Origin of the sequence: Colwellia sp. BRX8-9 (assembly GCF_014077245.1) — a bacterium.
Classification (GTDB): Bacteria; Pseudomonadota; Gammaproteobacteria; order Enterobacterales; family Alteromonadaceae; genus Colwellia_A.
The window spans coordinates 1-19787 of the sequence record NZ_JACGVN010000040.1; the positions used below are offsets into that span (position 1 = coordinate 1).

Here is a 19787-nt window from a genome sequence, read left to right on the forward strand (position 1 = left end):
GCGTATCAGATAAACTGATTTGTTGTGAACGAGGCTTAGGCATAACAATCACCACACTTATAAGAGGGTAATTTAAGTGTAGTTTATTGTTGAAAAAACAAACAAGTTATTATGGGTGGCTTAATGGGAAATGTTAAAAAAACAAACAAGTTATTATGGGTGGCTTAATGGGAAATGTTAAGATTCATTCCATTTAATGAGAAAAAAATAGGAAAAACAATTAATTCTTTCATTAGCGAGATAGTCTCTGCTTAGTTGCGCGTTCACCAATTTATTCATATCATGCAACATTCTGTATACATTATCTGACTTTTTATGATTGAATTTATTTTACTGCTTTTAGGTAGTGCTCATGGATTTTATTTATCTTTTGCGCTGCTAACCAAGAACAACAAAGAAAACAATGCCAATTTACTACTAGCTCTATTTGTTTTTGTTTTGGCTTTAAGACTGTCATTTATGGTGTTAGATGTTGCTGGATTTCTTAACCTTAGTCCACACTTAATCGAACTAGATGCTCCTATTGCCTTTTTGTTTGGACCATTACTGTTTCTGTACGTGAACAAATTGGCCTCGCCATCATTTTATAAAGTGAACATTTTACACTTTTTGCCTTTTATATTAGCAGTAGTAATATCACTGCCGTTTTACTGGCAAAGTGCTGAATTTAAACTTGCTTGGTTTACTGATACGCCTACAACTTTACTTGGACTTTGGTATTTAACTATTTTTGATATGATTTTCATTCCATTAAAATTAGTCATATTAGCCTTATATATAGTCTGTGTTTATCAGCGATTAATTCAATATAGAACTGATATAGCTGATGATTTTTCAAATGTTGAAAAAATAAGTCTAACCTGGTTGATGAGGCTATTCAGTACGATTTTTTTGTTGTTTTTGTTTTGGGTATTTAGTGAAACCATCGAGATTTATGTAGAACCTTGTTCAGAGAGTGTAATCGGCATTTCTTGTGGGGAACTGGAGTCGATTGTTATTGGTTTGAGGAGATTAGCCGAATATGGTCTGGTTATTTGTTTTTACTTGATCAGTATTTATGGATTAAAACAGCCTGTAATATTTACCGTAAACAGAATCACTAAGATCAATGATAGTAAAAATATCATTGATCTTAGTGATGAGAAAAAAATAGAAAGTATTACAGAGACGAAAGAGCAGCTTATGATTAGAGATGAGAAATACCAAAACTCTTCTTTAACAGAAGAGTTATCAGCCAAAGTATTTGATGAAATTACTCGTTTTATTAATCAAGATAATTTGTATTTAGACTCTGAATTATCACTCTCGCAACTTGCACTGCAAAGTGGTTTTTCTAAACATCATTTGTCGCAAGCTATTAATCAATGCGCCAATAAAACATTTTTTGATTTCATTAATTATCTACGTGTAGAGTATGCACAATCTTTATTGCATCGCGAACATAAAATGAATGTTTTGGAAGTTTCGGTCGCAGCAGGTTTTAATTCTCGTTCGTCTTTTTATAATGCTTTTAAAAAGCATACACAATTAACTCCCAGTCAGTATAAAAAACAGCGCAGATTAAAAACATGCACTACCTAGCTTTATTGGGATAATCGTGAATATAAAATCAAATTAATCTGTCCTTTGTTATCGGGAAAGACAGAAAATGTTAACAACTATGGCAGGGTAGCGGCTACTTACAACGTTTAAAGGTATTACCCGTGTATATAAAAAAATCAATATTATCATCGGTTATGGTCTACTTCTTATTAGCTTTATTATACGGCTGTGGTGGAAGCTCGTCTGACGAAACAGGTTTGACTAATAATGTTTCGCATGAGCGTCAGTCGAATCATATAAAAGCGCTATTTTTTGGCACTGGTCCATACTCTGCGCCTGGCAATGCCCCTGGCTGTCCTGGCTCGCGTGGACGTTGGGTATCATTTCCTGTGGGCAGCCTACTTGAGGTAATAATTCCTACAGAAACGACTGATGATGACTATCAATTCGTTGTTGAAGAAATGGATAAGATTAATACTGCTGTTGCGGGTTACTTCACGACTATGGTCGTACGAAGTGAAAAAAGTGACCTTACTAACCCACAAGAAAATCAAATAACCTTTAACTTTGTTGATCGTGCTGGAATGAAAAAATACTGTGGTACGGAAGTAGGAGGTGGTTGCATAGATATGGATTTTCAGAAGGGAGGAGATTATATTATTAAAAATGGAACGTCTTTCTATCCGGTTGATAGAGGTATTTTCGATGTTCATGAAGTTGGTCACGGTATTGGTCTTTGTCATGTAAATCAGCAAGTCTTTCCTGAAGGGACTATGGCTTCAGCGGGTGGTTCAACAGGCGTTATTCCGCGATTTAGCGACTCTGAACTGGCCGCTATCAACTTCGTATTTACTTCAGGCATGACTGTTGGCTCAACAGAACAGGAGTTCTGGGACGCTGGTTTACTGCCTTAGAATAAATATAAATATTAGTTAATTAAAGCTAAAAAATAAAGCAGAATAATGGGAGCTTAAGGGACTTGAACCCTCGACAACCGGAATCACAATCTGGTGTCTGTATAGGGGCTAGTTAGATTTAAATGTATCAGCTAGTTTTTGCGGATTTTGATCATATTATTACTTGGATTAAAGCGTAATTTGTTTGATTTGCAAACTCTCAGAAGAGTAACAGAGCAATAAAATTAATATGTAAGAATAAAGTTTTTCAAATCTATTTCTTTGAGTTCTGTAAATAAATGTACTATTCATTAATATTGTAAAGACAACAAAGTGCGGTTAGTTGACATAACGAATTGAAAAAATTAATGCCTTCTTAGAGCGAAAAGCGGAAGTTTGAATATTAGGAAGTTTGAATATTAGGAAATTATGAAAGCTATATTGTACGTCACCTTTTTACTATTAAGCATGGGCGCAGCCTCCAAAGATATTAAATCACCAAGTAATTCTGAATTACTCACTTCATACAATAACCTTAAAACTAAAGCTTTCGATGGTGATATTAATAGCCAATATGACATATTCCATCTTGTCAGCAGTAATAAACCGACTCTAAATGAATATCTTACTGAAGCATTCAAATTTATGATTAAAGCTGGTGCTGCAGGACACACCGAAGCACAGTTTACTATTGGCTCTATGTATCAAACTGGGGATTTACTCGAAAAAAATAGTGATGTTGCTCTGGAGTGGCTTCTAGAGGCAGCTAAGAAAGACCATAGAAATGCACAAGTTTTTGTAGGATGGATTTATTCTATTAAAGCTTTAGATGTAACAGATGAAAAAGAAAAAAATGATAATGAGAAACTAGCTATATATTGGTTTGAAAAATCAATTACAGATAAGTCTTTAATAGCATTTAAATACTATGGATTATTTCTTTTCATGGTTGATACATTTTCACCTAAAGCAGAGAATTTTTTAAGTAAAGTGTCTGAAAGTGGCGATATTGAAGCAATGTACTGGCTAGGTAAAATGTATGCTCATCGGTGGAGTGATAACAGAGGGGATTATGAATTTAACCTTGCACATTCATGGCTTGAAAAAGCGAAACTAAATGGGTATAAATCTCAACAATTTATCAATTGTTTAAATGAAAGGAAAAAGAACTACCTAAAAAGAATAGCAAAAGAAAATAGTAAATAGCTCAGACATCCTACCGTCCGCTAATATGGCACTAAGCAGTCCTAAAATGGCTGATTTTTGTTTCTACTTAAGGACAACAAAGTGGTATGAGTGAGCCTTAGATAATTAATTTACCGACCATTTTGATGTTCTACTGCCAAGGTCTTCTTGGTGCAATTTACTGAAATTAACATAGAAAAATTTTTGTATATTTTCTAATGAATCGATTTTACTACTAAATTAATAACTGAATGATAAATTTGGTACGTTTATGTAATACAGAAATTTAGACGCGCTTATCTCAATTAAATTATCAACCATTTGTTTTATATGGGTTTCTACTGCTGAGAGTATATACATAACGTGCCATTTTTGGGATCGAATAACACATAGCTTGTTACTTTTATTCATGAAACACACTCAAAACAGAGAAGCTTGCTGGTCACTTACTAAACCTATTATATAAAGTCTTGTGTGTGAATTAATCAGCTCGATATGTCGACAGTTTAAATCGAAATGCATACTAATAAGGTGTTAGGTTACTAAGGAATATTTATTAAATGCCCTCACCAGTATTTTTGGTCTATGGGGCTCATTACTTATAATCTTTACTAAGCAAAAATAAGGTGTTTAAGTAGGGCAAAAAAGTTGGCTAGAGCCTGTAACAAAATCTGTTACAGGTTCGTATAAATAGTTAAAATATAGTGCTTCGTTACTTAATACTAATATTGGTGTTAATTATTGACTTTAAAGCGACCGACTAAATTTGTTAAATCTTTAGATAAAACAAGTAAGTCATTCGATCCATCGGCTAATGTATCAGCAGTATTAACAATACCTTTTGCCGATTGATTAATGCCACTAATATCGTCATTGATCAAGTCCGATGAACTGCACTGTTGATCTGCGGCTTGAGTAATACGCGAGATATTTACCTTCATTTGTCCAACCAAAGTACTGATTTCGTTAAATGATTGGTTCGCTTGTTCAATTTTATTGATAGCCTGTTTCGATTGTTCGACATTCACGCCCATTTGTTGAGAAACAACACGTGTTTTATCCAGCAAGTTCATTAATACAGCATCAATTTCTTCGGTAGCGCCTCGCGAGCGTTGCGCTAATGTTCTCACTTCATCTGCGACCACAGCAAAGCCTCGCCCTTGCTCACCAGCTCTTGCCGCTTCAATAGCCGCATTAAGTGCTAACAGATTGGTTTGTTCGGCAATGCTTCTGATAACATCTAATATTTTAGTAATATTCTCACTTTCCAGTTCAAGTGACTTCATCGATTGAGATGATTCACTTAACGATTGATTTAACGAACTCACTTCACTTACCGTGACAGAAATTAACGAAATACCCTTTTTGGAGTACTCTTCAGTTTTCATAATAGTCGTTGAACTTTCTTGGCAGTCGTTTGATGTTTGATGTGCTATATCTGTCATCGTTGCGATAAGGTTATTCACATTATCTATTGATTGTTCTTGTTTATGGCTTACTGCTTTTACATCAGCGATTTGTATACCCGATTGATTAGCCACCACATTTAATGTTGATGCACAGGTTTTAATATCAACAACAAGCTGATGAATCGAGTCTAAGAATTGATTAAACCATTGAGCCAATTCACTGACTTCATCTTGACCAATAATCTCTAGTCGCTTAGTTAAATTTCCATCACCTTGTGCAATATCACGCAAACCTTCAGCCACACGGTTAATAGGTTGAACAATTCGATTGGCTAACCAAAATCCTATGGCAATAAATAATGTAACCATGATAAAGGCAATCACGGTAATGGTCTGACTCATATTATATGCAGGCGCTAAAATTTCATCGCTATGGATGACGCCAACAAAACGCCACTTTAGTTCTTTTGAATAATAACTGGCAACGTCAACATCTTCACCTAAATGCTCGGTAGAAAAATGATCTTGATTTGGACTTTTTTGTAATATGGAAAATAATGATGATGATGAAAGATCTTTAATATTTTTGAAGTTATTCTCGGGTGTTTTGGCATCAGCTAATACGGTTCCTGACTCATCAATAAGAATGAGATAGCCGCTTTCACCTAGTTTTGTATTACTTAATATATCCGTTAATGTTGAAAGGGTAACATCTAGACCTTGTACACCTATGATGTCGCCTTGCTTATTTTTAACCACTAATGCAGAAGTTACTACAGGTTTTCCTATGACATCTTGATATGCTTCAGTAATAATTGGAGCGTTTGGAGAGGCTAGCGCCTGTTTGTACCAAGGACGTTGTCTTGGATCATAACCTCCAAGCACTTCTAATGGATATTGAACAAAGCCACCTTCTTTGGTGCCTGTGTATACGTATAGTAAATCAGGGTGTGATGAACCAAAATCTTCATATAGCTTATATAAATTTAATTCTTCGACAGAATCATTTTTTGGCTCCATCATATGATCAGAGTCAATATAAGTATGAGTATTATCAGGAAGTTGGGTTGTCAATTTATTTTGAGCTAAAAATTTTACGTTAGCTTTGATTTGTTGGAAGAACAGCTGAAAGCCGTTGTCTACTTGCCTTAATTCATCCTGAGTGCGTTCCACAAAGCTTGTTGAAGATATAGAAATCGTCATTGATATACTGACAATTGCAATGGCAATAATTGGTAAAATAACCGTAGCAGCAAAGCTCAACGTTAGTTTAGAGCGAATATTCATAAAAATTCATTAAATAATCGTAAATGTAGCCATAATATAACTGAGAATCATACTGAGACCAAGCCCAAATGAGTCAGAGCGAAAGTACTGGCTAAACGACAAAACTGTGACCGATCTTACTTGCCCATTTCAGTATTTTAAAAATCCAAAAATTTTCAAAAAAGCCTCAACAAACTTCACGGAAAATTCTCTCGCCATCTATGACTATTCGTTGTGTTTTATTAGTAAAAGTTTATCAGTGAAGAATAGCCACTTTGCTTTGTCTATAGGTGTTTTGGATTATATTGCCCATTATTTTAAGGATTTATTTATTATATTTACCAATTATTTACATAAATAGCAGGAAATATTCTATATATTTATTACACTTAGGGTTAACTATAACAATAATACGAATTAATAATGTCAAACTTTCTCTTTAAAGAAGAATCTGCAGGCGAGTCCTTAACGTCAAAACCAAAGAAGCACAAGGTCTGGCGGATACTTGTCATTGATGATGATGAATCTGTGCATCAAGTCACTCGACTGGTTTTAGCGGATGCTACTATTGAACACAGAAGCTTGGAAATTGTTTCGGCTTATTCTTCTATTGAAGCTCGTGAGATATTATTAAAAGATGATACCTTTTGCATGGCCTTTGTTGATGTTGTTATGGAAACTGATCATGCAGGTTTGGAGCTTGTTGAATGGATCCGTAATACCTTAAAAAACCAAGCAATACGTCTTATTCTAAGAACGGGTCAGGCAGGATCAGCTCCTGAAGCTAAAGTGATTAAAGAATTTGATATTAATGACTATAAAGAAAAAACTGATTTTACTGCCGGTAAAATGACTACAACTGTCTACGCAAGTATTCGCGCTTATCGTGACATAATGACGATACAGCGTAGTTTAGATGCTTTTAAACAGTTAATAAAAGCCACTCATGATCTTTTGAAAATTAATCAATTCAAGCCTTTTGGCTCTGCTGCTTTAGAACACTTATTGACTTTAATGGATGTTGACAGCTCTGCGCTTTATATTGCCCGAAGCCAATTAGAATATGATGAAACTAGCTCAAATCTGATTATTGCCTGTACCGGTAAGTATGTGAGTGAGTCAGATAGTCTTGAAGCGTCAGATATTTCTAGTGATGTTAAACATTTAATCCAGAAAGCGTTCGAAAATAAAAAGCATTATTTCACCGATGAAATATTTGTTGGATATTATGAAACATCAGGCAATTCAGTCTCAGTACTTTATATTGAATTCGAAGATGACGCAGAGCATTTTAAAGCCAGTTTAGCCGAGTTGTTTGCCACTAATGTTGCCCTTATCCTTGATAGTTTATCCAAACAACATGAGCTAGAGAAAACTCAGAAAGAACTGCTCTATATCGTTGGAGAAGCCATTGAAACGCGTAGTAAAGATACTGGGGCTCACGTTCATCGAGTTGCACTTATTTGTGAACTGTTAGCGAAAAAATTACAACTAAGTGATGCCTTTGTTAATGCTATTCGCTTAGCTGCACCACTACACGATATTGGCAAGGTGGTTATTCCCGTTAATTTACTCCATAAACCGGGCAAGCTTGATAACAACGAATGGGAAATTATGAAAACTCATGCCGACGCAGGGTTTCAATTGTTGTCAAAATCTAAAACGAGTGTTTCAAAGCTAGGTGCAAGGTTAGCACATTACCATCATGAAAATTGGGATGGCAGTGGTTACCCCGATGGCTTAAGTGGTGAAGAAATTCCGCTTGAAGCACGTATTATGGCTATTGCAGACGTTTTTGATACCTTGGGCTCTGAGAGTTGTTATAAAGAGAAATGGTCTGATACCGAGATAAAAGCTTTCTTAATTGAACAAAGCGGCAAAAAGTTTGAAGAAAAAATGATTGATGTGTTTATAGAAAACTATGATGAGTTTTGCCAAATTAGAGTGTTAAATCCAGGTGAATTTCCATTATAAAACTGTATAAGCAACCGAGGTTATTCTTGTCAATTAGGTAAAGAGTAGAACATTTTTATTAATGTTCTACTTTCAGGTTAACATGAACTTAATTTTGGCTTATCTTATCGACCGTGGCTGAACAAGCTTCAAGGAATATATCCATAAAATATTCAACTTCAGGCATTTCTTTTTTTAACCCGTCTAGTTTTATTTCTAATCGCTCTTTAACGTGTAAAAACTCAGGGTTGTGGTGATTGAGCTCATCGAGTGCCTTGATATAAGCGACTAAAATGTCCGCCGCTTTTACTATCGCTTTATAATGGACTTCAACGTTATCTTGAACAATAATATCCGAAAAAAGTTCCTGAAACTCTTCAGGTAAAGACGCTAAACATTCTTTTTCTGCTAGGTACTCTATCTTCTTGAATTCTCTTGCAATTTCTTTATTAGCATATTTAGTTGGGCTAACAATATCGCCATAGCGAGTTTCACTTGCCTCATGATATAAAGCGATAGTGGCGACACGGTCAGCATTGATGTTACCGCCAAATTTCTTATTTTTAATGACCGCTAGCAAGTGAGCGACAATCGCAACTTGATGGGAGTGCTCGGCAACGTTTTCTGGCTTCACACAAAACATTAGCGCCCAACGTTTGATTAACGGCATTCTGAACATCCAAGCTAAAAAAGTACTCTGCATGGTTATTTCCTTAATATAAGTAGTTATTGGCTATAGGTACTGAAAAAATTCTTAAGTTTGGCCATTGCCGGCACTAATTCGTCAACATGGGGTAGAAAAACTAAACGAAAATAATTTTTCTCCTGAATGTTAAACGCACCGCCATGAACCAAAAGAATTTTTTCTTGTCTGAGTAAATCTAAAATCATTTTCTCATCATCAAGAATGTTAAATTTTTCTTGGTCAACTTTAACAAACAAATACAAGGCCCCCATCGCAGGGTTACAAGATAAACCATCAATTTCGTTGATCATTTTATGCGCTAGATTTCGCTGCTTGATTAAACGGCCATCATCCTTTATCAATTCATTAATACTTTGATAGCCACCTAATGCTGTTTGAATAGCATGTTGACAAGGCACGTTGGCACATAAGCGCATTGAAGCAAGAATATTCAAGCCTTCTAAGTAATCTTCCGCATGAAATTTAGGACCACTAATTACCATCCACCCAGCGCGAAAGCCAGCGATACGGTAATTTTTTGATAAACCGCCCATAGTAATAATTAAAACATCTTGTGCCAAACTCGCGGTAGGTATATGTGTAGCTTCGTCATACAAAATTTTGTCATAAATTTCGTCACTGAAAATAATTAAGTCGTGCTTACGTGCTAGTTCAATAATGCCCTTTAACAGCGCTTCACTGTAAACAGCGCCCGTTGGGTTATTGGGGTTAATTAGCACAATAGCTTTGGTTTTATCGGTGATCTTGTTCGCCATATCTACTAGGTCAGGAAACCATTGGTTTTCTTCGTCACAGCGATAATGAATAGCTTTGCCACCCGATAGCGCTACAGATGCTGTCCACAAGGGGTAATCGGGTGCGGGTATCAAGACTTCATCGTCATTATTTAATAACGCTTGCATCGCCATCACAATTAATTCACTGACACCATTACCGATAAAAATATCTTCAACGCTAACATCTAATATACCTTGTTGCTGAAAATACTGCATCACGGCAACACGTGCTGAATAAATACCTTTAGATTCGCAATACCCTTGAGCTGTCGGTAGGTTGCGAATAACATCTTTTAAAATATCATCGGGGGCAGCAAAACCAAACGGGGCAGGGTTACCGATATTAAGCTTTAATATTTTATGACCTTCATCTTCTAACTTTCGGGCTTCGGCGGCGATCTGTCCTCTAATTTCATAACAAACATTATTCAATTTTGATGATTTTTTGATGTTTTTCATTAGCGGCGTCTCATAGAATATTTTTCATATTGTGGTTGATTATGTATCCCTCATTGTTACTAATAATCAACCGCTTTGAAACAGTTACTTGCAAGTTTCTTATAGCATTAATGAAATAAAAGCGTCATCTTGTTATTAATTGAGTGAAATTTAAGCACGGAGGTCAATAATGCCATTACCTTTATTATGGTTAGGGGCTGCTGCAATATCTGCATTCGCGGTAAAAGAGTTAGCCGATGACCGCAAGAAACAGCAAAGAAAACGCTTTTATTATCGTGATGTACAATGTCTCGGTCGGTTTAATGAACATGAATCTCCGGTTGTCCAGTATCCAACCGATTTGTTTACTACCACGGAAAAAGTGAAACCAGAAATTGGCGCAATTGTTTGTTGTGGCGTTGGCGGTATACTTGATCACACCGGTATTTGGGTTGGTGACAATACAATTGTTGAACTCGATGGTAATGGTTTAATTAAAGCTATTTCGGTGCAACGCTTTACTAAAGAGCGCTCAGGAAAACATATTTTTATTGCTTGTGATTCAACAGCAAAACCTTTTGCTAGTGAACTTGCCGCGCAACGTGCTCAGCAACAAATTTTTCAATACCGAGATTATCATATGATAGAAAATAACTGTCACCAATTTATTTGGCAATGTTTTAAACCCCATGATAAGAATTTAACAACGTTTAAGGCGCTTAATATTCGCTTAGCGAAATTATACGATCGGAAAATTTATTGGGATATTTGTGATTGCTGATCAGCTAACTAGATAAATTAGTAGTATTTATCACTATACTTTTATCGGTAAGGCAATCAGAATATAGCTCAATAATATTGTGTACAATGAAGGTTTACTTTTGAAACTTTGGTTAAAAAGAATTTTACTCTTGTTCGTTTCACTGTTTTGCTTTGCTATCATTGTCATTTTTATGGCTTTACAGTCAACGCCGCAGTTGCAAAGAATACATCAAATTGATGCTAATTCGGCGACAGAAAATAAACGTATTGCTCAGCGTTTAATTCAGTCTTTAAAGAGTGATCAGCAACCGATTAAATTGCAAGCTACTCAGGCTGAACTTCATGGACTCAGTGCTTTTGGTCACCGTGCCATTCCACAACTAAGCTCTGATGTGGTTTTATTTAAAGACAGTGCTTTAATTAACTTTTCTATAGCCTTGCCTTTACCCAAGTTTATAAAATACCTTAATGTGGAGATGATGCTTGTTTCTTCAAAGGAAGGTCTTGATTTGGGCACTGTTTATATTGGTAATGTTGCGCTCCCGGGTAATGGATTGCTTAAATTGGCTGAATGGTTTACTAACCTATATGTAAAAGAAGAATTTGGTAGCACGCTATTAAGCATGATCAAAAGCGTTGATATTAGTGCAGAGAAAATTTCTGTAGATATTGTGCTTTCAGATGATTTAAAAAATGAGCCATTAAGCAATAAAAATAGTCTTTTTGCTTTACGTGACCAACTTGCGTTATATGGTGATGTTGAGGTGATACGGTTTTATTATCAAAGCCTTGTTGACACGATTGAGCAGTCAAAAACGCTTAAGCTTTCGTTTGCTCAATATGTTGGTTTTACTTTTGGTTTAGTAAAACAACGTAATTTAGCCGCAATAACTGATTCACCGGCAAAAGAGAATCGAGCGGCTTTAATGGCCTTAGTGCTTTATTTTGGTACCGATAAGTTTGAGCTCTTAGTCGGGGATATTTCTAAGCTGTCAGCGGAGCAAATACAACAGCGAACAATACGCCGAGCAAGGGTTACGTTACGCGAAAGAGTGGATATTCAAAAGCATTTTATTTACTCCGTTGCTTTGCAGCTATTTGGCACCAGTACCGCAAGTAATGCCATTGGCGAGCTAAAAGAATTTTTAGACTCAAACAGTGGTGGTAGTGGTTTTAGTTTTGCCGACTTGATGGCCGATCGGGCTGGAACTCGCCTGGCAATGCTGGCGACAACCTCGGATGAAAGCGCCTTAAAAGTGCAAGAACACTTGGCTGATATCATTAATGAAAGCTTGATTTTACCTGAATTGACGGGTTTACCCGAAGGTATATCCCAACAAAAATTCGAACAATATTATCGTGATATTGATTCGTTAGTTTATCGTAGCATGCTGCAAAGCATTGATGAGCGTTTACGTAAAATTCCTGTTTATCAAGACTAACTAAAGCGCTAGCCAGCAATAAAAAACGCGACCTTAAGGTCGCGTTTTTATGTTCAATATGAGGGGTTATATTCACAACTGCCTGGATGCCAGAGCCGAAGATGGTTTTTCTCAAATACCATCAACTATCAAGTCATTATTACTGAATCCTTGCATCTCACCGTTAATCAATGTGATGTTTAGCTAAATAAAGACATGACATCACTGATTGCCATTAACGATTTTTCACCACTAATACGGTTTTTCACTTCAACGTTCTGTTCATCAAGATTACGTTCACCAACAATTAATAATATTGGCGTACCAATTAATTCATGGTCGGCAAACATCACACCCGGACGTTCTTTACGGTCATCGAAGATAACTTCAATGCCAGCTTGCTGTAATTGTGTGTATAAAGCTTCTGCGGTTTCTTTAACACGAGCAGACTTTGCCATATTCATTGGAACAATCGCTACTTGAAATGGTGCAATAGCTGCTGGCCATTTTATGCCATTTTCATCATGATTTTGTTCAATAGCCGCAGCAACAATACGTGAAACGCCTATGCCATAACAGCCCATAGTTAACGTTTGATTTTTACCATTTTCTGTTAATACGCCACAATTCATTGCTTGTGCGTATTTTTCGCCTAACTGGAAAATATGGCCCACTTCAATACCGCGCTTAATGACAATATTACCAAGACCACAAGGGCTAGGATCGCCTTCGACGATGTTACGGATATCTTGAATGTTGATTTCATCACAATCACGTTTCCAGTTAACCCCAGTATAAGATTGACCGTTTACGTTGGCACCACAGACAAAGTCGCTTAGATGAGCAGCACTGCGGTCTACAATAACGTCAACAGGTAAGCCTCTAGGGCCTAATGAGGTGATATGGCAGTTAGCAATTGCAGATATTTGTTCATCAGTTGCAAATGTTAAAGGTGAAGCGATAACAGATAAATTTTCAACTTTAACTTCATTTAGTTGATGATCGCCACGAAGCACTAGAGCAATGAATTTTTCTGGCTCACCTTTAGCACTAGAGCCAAGCACTAATAGTGTTTTAACCGTAGTTTTTAAATCTATGTTTGAGGTTTTGATTAAACGTTCAAGCTTTAATTCTACCTTAGTCAATTCCTGAGTTGGCTCTGCTCGTTCGCCTAGCGGCGCAATAGCTTCAGCTTTCTCAACGTTTGCTGCAAAATCGCTACCGTCACTAAAGGCAATATCGTCTTCGCCAGAATCAGCTAAAACATGAAATTCATGTGAAGCTTCACCACCAATAGAACCTGTGTCAGCAATGACTGGGCGGTAATCCAAACCTAAACGGTCGAAAATACGGCAATAGGCGTCAAACATAATTTGGTAAGTTTTCTTTAAACATTCTTCGCCTAAATGGAAAGAGTAGGCGTCTTTCATTAAAAATTCACGACCACGCATCACACCAAATCGAGGGCGTATTTCATCGCGAAATTTTGTTTGAATTTGAAATATATTCAGCGGTAATTGTTTATAACTATTTATTTCATTAGCGACTAATTTTGTAATGACTTCTTCGTGCGTTGGACCTAAAACGAAGGCGCGGTCATGACGGTCATTTATGCGCAGTAGCTCAGGGCCATAATCATTTAAACGTCCAGACTCTTCCCATAAATCAGCAGGTTGAACCATAGGCATTAATACTTCAATAGCGCCTGCTCGTTCCATTTCTTCACGAACAATATTTTCAACTTTTCTTAATACTTTGAGACCTGTGGGTAACCAAGTATATAAACCAGAAGCAACATTTCGAACAAGTCCGGCACGTAACATTAATTGGTGACTGATCACTTCGGCGCTGGCTGGCGTTTCTTTCAAGGTAGAAAGTAGGTATTGAGTAGTACGCATTGACTAAAGGTTCCGTAAAATATCAAGTATATAATTGTCGGTTATTCTAGCAGGGCGGGGCGATGGGCAAAAGGAAAATATAAACTCAGATGAATAAAGTTTAACGCATTAAAGAGTCAATTTTAGCTATCTGCACGGGTTATTTAATTAAATAAAATAAAGTCTAACCATTAAGTGCCAGTGTACATTTTAATTACTTGAGCTCATCTTCGTATCAAGGCTAGGTAAAATGATCGCCCTTTGGTATTAATTGCGGGTGTTTATCTTAAGTAATTGTTGATATTATTTTGGCAGTTCTGTTACTTTATCGGCAGGTATATTTAATGACAACAACTCTTTTAAATGGCGTGGTGATCACTTTATGCAAGTTTTAGTTACGGCAATTTTAGCTCAGGTCGGCTCGGTTGTTTTAGGTAAGCCTAACGAAATACGTCTAGCTCTGGCGTGTCTATTAGCAAAAGGTCATCTTTTGATAGAAGATTTACCAGGCATGGGGAAAACCACGTTAGCGCAGGTGTTAGCACAAACGCTTGGACTTAGTTATCAACGAACGCAGTTTACCAGTGACTTGTTACCGGCGGATGTTATTGGTATCTCAATATTTAATCCTGACACTAAAAAGTTTGAGCTCCATCGAGGACCAATTTTTAATCAGGTGGTGTTAAGTGACGAAATCAACAGAGCAAGTCCTAAAACACAAAGCGCTTTACTTGAAGCAATGGAAGAGCATCAGGTTAGTATTGATGGGACAACCTACCCACTGCCACAACCCTTTTTTGTTATCGCCACACAAAATCCTTTAATACATGCGGGCACATACCCTTTACCTGAGTCACAACTCGATCGATTTATGATGCGTATATCTCTGGGATTTCCTGATATAGCGGCAGAAAAACAAATTTTACAGAGTGAAAGTAGCCACGCGAGCTATAAAAAGCTATTACCTTGTGTTGATACCGACAAACTTATCGCCATGCAAGCTGCTGTATCACAAGTGACGGTATCAGATAATATTATTGACTATGTTATCGCCTTAAATCATGTCAGTCGTCAACAAGGGTTTGCTGGTAGACCTTTATCACCAAGAGCTGGACAAGCACTGGTGGCTGCAGCGAAAGCATGGGCCTTTATCGATGAGAGGACCTATGTCATCCCCGAAGATATTCAAACCGTCTTTAGTTCGGTATGTCAACACAGACTTGAGTTGACCACGCTTGGCTTTGGTGAGCAACAAGAGAAAATTTCAGCGCAGGTTATTGCACAAGTTAATGTTTTAAACCCACTGAATTCATAATGTATATCAATGACGTTAACTATAAATAGCGTTAACTCAATAATAGAGACAACAGTGAAAAAACTGGCAATACCGATAAAAAATTATCTTAGTCGCTTTGCTAATAAGCAATTTAATCGTTGGCTAAAGCGTCGGATACCGCCTGCAAAAAAGCATAAATTATCAAATCATAATATTTTTATTATGCCAAGCCGGTTTGGTGTTGTTTATCTCTTTTTTGTGGTGTTGTTATTCCTTTTAGCAACCAACTATCAAAATAATGTCATCATGTTATTAAGTTACTTAATGGCGAGTGTGTTCATTACCACTATGATGCACAGTTTTTTTAACTTATCGGGTTTGGCAATATCTGCAGATAAAACTGCCCTAGGGTATGCAAATCAAAATATACACTTTCCTATTAAGATATCTTCAGCTAATAAACGTCTTGCGATTAACTTTTGCTTTGATGACCAAGCTGTTCTTCATCTCCCTCAAAGTGAACCAGGCGAACAAACTGTTTATGTTTGCTGCTCCTACCCAAACCGAGGAGTATATACTCCGGGTCGGTTGAAAGTGTCGAGTGAATATTCGTTAGGTTTATTTATCACCTGGACAAGAATCGATTTTGACCAGCAATGTATTGTTTATCCTCAAGCCATGTCTTTAAGTTATCGACAAAGTGATTTTGGCGATGCAGAGCAAGAAAATGTATTTTCACAAAGCAGTAAACCGGGTGTCGATGATTTTTTTGAACTTAAAGCTTATCTTCCGGGAGAGCCACTTTCTCGTCTTGCATGGAAACAATTCGCGCGCGGTCAAGGTCGGTTAACTAAGCATTATCACCAACAACAAGGAACAAGGTGTTGGTTAAAGCTTAACGATATGCCCAATCACGGACTAGAGAAGCAACTTGCGTACTTGTGTTTTCTAGTCAGTGAATACCACCGCAGCGAGCAAGTATTTGGTTTGGATTTAGTAGTAGAAAAAATACAGCCTAGCCAAGGTGAATTTCATTTTAAAGAATGTTTAATGGCGCTAGCCATTTATCCTAAGTCGCCACGATGATAAATAATACAGTAACAGGTAAAAAATTTAGCTTATTACCTCAACATGCCTGGGTGTTGCTTGTTTGTCAGTGTCTTAATTTAGCCTTACTTGTTAGTGAATTAACGCTCTGGATGTTGTTCATTATTGCTGTTTGTTTATGCTGGCGTGGCTTAACGCTTATCAAGCCAGCAATAAAACCACAGCGGCTGATTATCTTATTGCTGGCTTGCTCTGGTTCTATTGCTATAGCACTAAGTGGTCGAGAATTAGGGGTCTTATTAAGCATGCTACATTTGCTTTGCTTTGCTTATGCTTTAAAAAGTTTAGAGTTAACTAGCCGCAAAGATTTTTATCAAATTGTCCTACTGGGTGTTTTTATACTGGCATCGGTGCTTATTTTTTCTCAATCCTTATTTTTGTCGCTTTTCGTCTTTTGCTTACTGGTGTTAAATTTAAGCCTGCTGTTAGCCTATTTTTCAGCGTCACTGAACATTAAAAATAATCTTTCTCAAAGTGCAATAACCGTGTTGAAGAGTATTCCGCTTGCTGTGGTTTTATTTATCGTTTTTCCTCGAGTTGCGCCTTTTTGGCAAGTACCATCAGCAAAGTCTGCCCAAACAGGTTTAGCAGAAAGTGTTACACCGGGAGATATAGCCAATTTAGCCAGATCTTCAGCATTGGCCTTTCGAGTGAAGTTTTTTACCGATATCCCGCAATACAACCAATTGTATTGGCGAGCAATGGTTATGGATATTTTTGATGGGCGGACATGGCAACAGAGCAAAAATAGTTGGGCAAATATTGAGAAGCAGGCAAGTTCACTTAGCCTTAGCCGTGCGACATTAAGCGGAGCGCAAACCCGTTATCAAGTCATGGTTGAGCCGAGTTATCAACGTTGGCTTTTTTCTTTAGCCGTGGTTGACCCTAAAAGTTTGACTAATAATCAAGTGACCATTAAGCCATTACCCAATTACACCATTATAAATAGTAAGCCTGTTAGTCAAACAACTAGTTATCAAATCAGTAGCTATACTCAATCGTTGCTTGATGCGCCGTTAAGTGACTACCAATGGCTAACAAGTTTACAACTGCCCACCGACAGTAACCCTAAGCTGAAAGCGCAAGGCCAACAACTTAAGTTAAACTACCCAGATGAAATTGAACGTGCACAAGCTATTTTGGATATGATTAGAGAACAAGACTTCTATTACACGTTAACGCCGCCTTTATTAAATGGGGCTAAATTAGGGCATGAATTAGACCAGTTTTTCTATCAAACTAAAAAAGGCTTTTGTGTTCATTATGCCAGTGTCTTTACTTTTATGATGAGAGCGTCTGGTGTTCCTGCTCGCTTGGTCACTGGCTATTTAGGTGGCGAGTATAATAAACAAAGTGGTCATCTTAGCATCTACCAATATGATGCCCATGCATGGGCTGAAATTTGGGTTAATAGCCAAGGTTGGGTAAGGGTAGATCCCACGGCGGCGGTTAACCCAGAACGAGTAGAGAGTGGGCTTTCACAAATGTTACAGCAAGATGCCTTGTTCAATAACGACTTGCTAAATTTACATCGATACAAACACCTCGCTTGGATCAATAGTCTGCGCTTACAGCTTGATGCGCTAGATTATCAATGGACAAGATTGGTTTTAGGTTATTCATCAAAAAAACAATATGATTTACTTAAACAATGGTTTGGTGATCTTCGGGCTTGGAAAATAGCGGCAGTTGTTGGTGGGTCATTAATGTTAATGATGGCTGTGTTGTGGTTAGTTAATTTAAAGAGGGGTAAAGATAAACCGCCGGTAAAATGGTTAGATCAGTATCAGCAAATAATAACGCGATTAAAAGCTAAAGGCTTAATAAAGCCTGACACTATGCCCGCGAGTCAATTTTCAAGGCTAGTTATTGAACGATTTCCTATGTTATCGAAAAACTTCATTGGCTATACCCAATGCTTTGAGGCACTCATGTATCAAGCATTATCCCCCCAGGAAAAAGAGCAGTGCTTAATCGAAATGAATCGCTACCAAAGACAATTAAAAAAACAATTAAAGCAGCTTAAAAAAACGTCAACGGGCAGCCATTAATTTACTTGATAAGTTGAACTTGCCATTTTACATTGTTTTAGTAGTTGGCTGAACTCGTTAATGCCGCGGTCAAAACTGTCAGCAGGTAAGAATAAATGGTAACCAAAAGCAGAAGATAATCGTTCACTTTGATGGAGAAATGCGGCAATGGGTCCTTTTACAGGCTCTCCGTTTGATAGAATAAAGGGCTCAAAATTCATTTGAGCTTGTTCCATTGTCATTAGCTGATGCAATACCCCATAAATAATTAATCCTTGTTGTTGATGGATTAACCTATTCGCTAATCTAACGGAAATGTTTTTAGCAATATTATCGATATGAACCAATCGTATACCGATATAAGGTAATGTTTCACGTTCTATACCAACAACTTCAGCAACAATATTAATATTTTGTATATCTTGCCATGCTAATTGCCAGTGACCATAACGGTGATTAAAGGTTATTTTATCAGGCGTCAAATAGAGGCTAATGGCAGGTTCAAAAAGTTTAACTGCACCTACCAAAGTAATAACTAGACAGAGAAGGATCATAAAAATGTAGGCGAATCTATATGATTGCCAATAATGTTGAGCGAATAAAAGCGTAGTAAGTAAAAGTAACACGCCAAAAATAACAAGAGAGATGCCGTTATGTTTAGCGATGGGTTTAATTATTATGCTTGGATGTTGCACAGCTTTACCTGTCATTTAACCATCATTATTTTTTATTGATAATGCAAATATGCCTAATTATTTGTGCGTTTAACAGCGTATTTTTAAATCTACTGTCTTCAATGTTCATTAATATATGTTTATGTCTGCTTGAGTGCATCATATTATCACCACAAATAACTGTACTTATCTGTGGTGTCCTATTCATACTTAAAGGAGATTAGTTTTTTTGTGAGCGCTTATGGTTAAACCATACCGCAGCTTTATAGACAACTAGGACAAATATAGTCCAAAAAATAGCATGATAAAATGCATGAAAAGAGCCGTCACCCAAACCGTGATCATCATGGGCGAATGCTTGCGCCGAAAAGAGATAAATAAAACTGACAAGTAGCGTTATAAATTTCATGGTTAATCCTTTTTTTAATGTTTAATGTTTAATGTTTAATGTTTAATGTTTAATGTTGAC

At 36.9% G+C, this 19787-nt stretch carries 15 protein-coding genes; 9 read left to right on the plus strand and 6 right to left on the minus strand.

Translation table 11 applies throughout. The features are described 5' to 3' along the window. Positions 1 to 315: 315 nt before the first annotated feature. The 3 genes from H4J70_RS19925 to H4J70_RS19935 all read left to right on the plus strand — a co-directional run bounded on the left by H4J70_RS19925 (position 316) and on the right by H4J70_RS19935 (position 3644). A complete protein-coding gene (locus H4J70_RS19925) occupies positions 316 to 1581 on the plus strand; it encodes an AraC family transcriptional regulator (RefSeq protein WP_182251767.1) in 1266 nt (421 codons plus the stop codon). A gap of 122 nt (positions 1582 to 1703) precedes the next feature. Beyond that, complete coding sequence (locus H4J70_RS19930) at positions 1704 to 2456, plus strand: hypothetical protein (RefSeq protein ID WP_182251768.1); 753 nt, start codon at positions 1704 to 1706, stop codon at positions 2454 to 2456. 411 nt (positions 2457 to 2867) lie between these two features. Continuing rightward, positions 2868 to 3644: a tetratricopeptide repeat protein gene (locus H4J70_RS19935; RefSeq protein WP_182251769.1), complete on the plus strand. Its 777-nt coding sequence runs from the start codon at positions 2868 to 2870 to the stop codon at positions 3642 to 3644. A gap of 713 nt (positions 3645 to 4357) precedes the next feature. Here H4J70_RS19935 and H4J70_RS19940 read toward each other — a convergent pair. Further along, a complete protein-coding gene (locus H4J70_RS19940; protein ID WP_182222871.1) occupies positions 4358 to 6319 on the minus strand; it encodes a methyl-accepting chemotaxis protein in 1962 nt (653 codons plus the stop codon). A 402-nt stretch (positions 6320 to 6721) separates the two neighbouring features. Here H4J70_RS19940 and H4J70_RS19945 point away from each other — a divergent pair, with 402 nt between their 5' ends. Beyond that, the gene (locus H4J70_RS19945) at positions 6722 to 8272 is read left to right on the plus strand and encodes an HD domain-containing phosphohydrolase (protein ID WP_182217043.1); all 1551 of its coding nucleotides are present in this window, start codon (positions 6722 to 6724) and stop codon (positions 8270 to 8272) included. 88 nt (positions 8273 to 8360) lie between these two features. Here the strand turns inward: H4J70_RS19945 and yfbR are convergent, their stop codons facing one another. Together yfbR and H4J70_RS19955 are read right to left on the minus strand one after the other, a co-directional pair. Continuing rightward, complete coding sequence (yfbR, locus tag H4J70_RS19950; protein ID WP_070373986.1) at positions 8361 to 8954, minus strand: 5'-deoxynucleotidase; 594 nt, start codon at positions 8952 to 8954, stop codon at positions 8361 to 8363. Positions 8955 to 8977: 23 nt separating this feature from the next. Beyond that, positions 8978 to 10192 (minus strand): pyridoxal phosphate-dependent aminotransferase, encoded by a 1215-nt coding sequence (locus tag H4J70_RS19955; RefSeq protein ID WP_070373985.1) that lies wholly within the window; start codon positions 10190 to 10192, stop codon positions 8978 to 8980. A 169-nt stretch (positions 10193 to 10361) separates the two neighbouring features. Between H4J70_RS19955 and H4J70_RS19960 the strand changes: the two genes are divergently transcribed. Together H4J70_RS19960 and H4J70_RS19965 are read left to right on the plus strand one after the other, a co-directional pair. Further along, on the plus strand, positions 10362 to 10952 hold the full coding sequence (locus H4J70_RS19960) for a hypothetical protein (RefSeq protein ID WP_182217041.1): 591 nt from the start codon (positions 10362 to 10364) through the stop codon (positions 10950 to 10952). A 100-nt stretch (positions 10953 to 11052) separates the two neighbouring features. Further along, complete coding sequence (locus tag H4J70_RS19965; protein WP_182217040.1) at positions 11053 to 12375, plus strand: hypothetical protein; 1323 nt, start codon at positions 11053 to 11055, stop codon at positions 12373 to 12375. Between the two features lie 179 nt (positions 12376 to 12554). Here the strand turns inward: H4J70_RS19965 and H4J70_RS19970 are convergent, their stop codons facing one another. Beyond that, positions 12555 to 14252 (minus strand): proline--tRNA ligase, encoded by a 1698-nt coding sequence (locus tag H4J70_RS19970; RefSeq protein WP_182217038.1) that lies wholly within the window; start codon positions 14250 to 14252, stop codon positions 12555 to 12557. 361 nt (positions 14253 to 14613) lie between these two features. Between H4J70_RS19970 and H4J70_RS19975 the strand changes: the two genes are divergently transcribed. From H4J70_RS19975 to H4J70_RS19985, 3 genes are read left to right on the plus strand one after another with little or no spacing between them, the layout of a single operon-like run. After that, positions 14614 to 15546, plus strand: a complete 933-nt coding sequence (locus H4J70_RS19975; protein WP_182251770.1) for a MoxR family ATPase — start codon at positions 14614 to 14616, stop codon at positions 15544 to 15546. 9 nt (positions 15547 to 15555) lie between these two features. Then, entirely contained in the window at positions 15556 to 16593 is a 1038-nt protein-coding gene (locus H4J70_RS19980; RefSeq protein WP_182251771.1) for a DUF58 domain-containing protein, read from the plus strand. Further along, the gene (locus H4J70_RS19985) at positions 16590 to 18665 is read left to right on the plus strand and encodes a DUF3488 and transglutaminase-like domain-containing protein (protein WP_182251772.1); all 2076 of its coding nucleotides are present in this window, start codon (positions 16590 to 16592) and stop codon (positions 18663 to 18665) included. The genes H4J70_RS19980 and H4J70_RS19985 overlap by 4 nt, the downstream gene beginning before the upstream one ends. Here the strand turns inward: H4J70_RS19985 and H4J70_RS19990 are convergent. Continuing rightward, a complete protein-coding gene (locus tag H4J70_RS19990; protein WP_182251773.1) occupies positions 18662 to 19354 on the minus strand; it encodes a DUF2982 domain-containing protein in 693 nt (230 codons plus the stop codon). The two genes, H4J70_RS19985 and H4J70_RS19990, sit on opposite strands and share 4 nt — an antisense overlap. Before the next feature lie 184 nt (positions 19355 to 19538). Beyond that, entirely contained in the window at positions 19539 to 19727 is a 189-nt protein-coding gene (locus H4J70_RS19995; RefSeq protein ID WP_182251774.1) for a hypothetical protein, read from the minus strand. Positions 19728 to 19787: the final 60 nt, after the last annotated feature.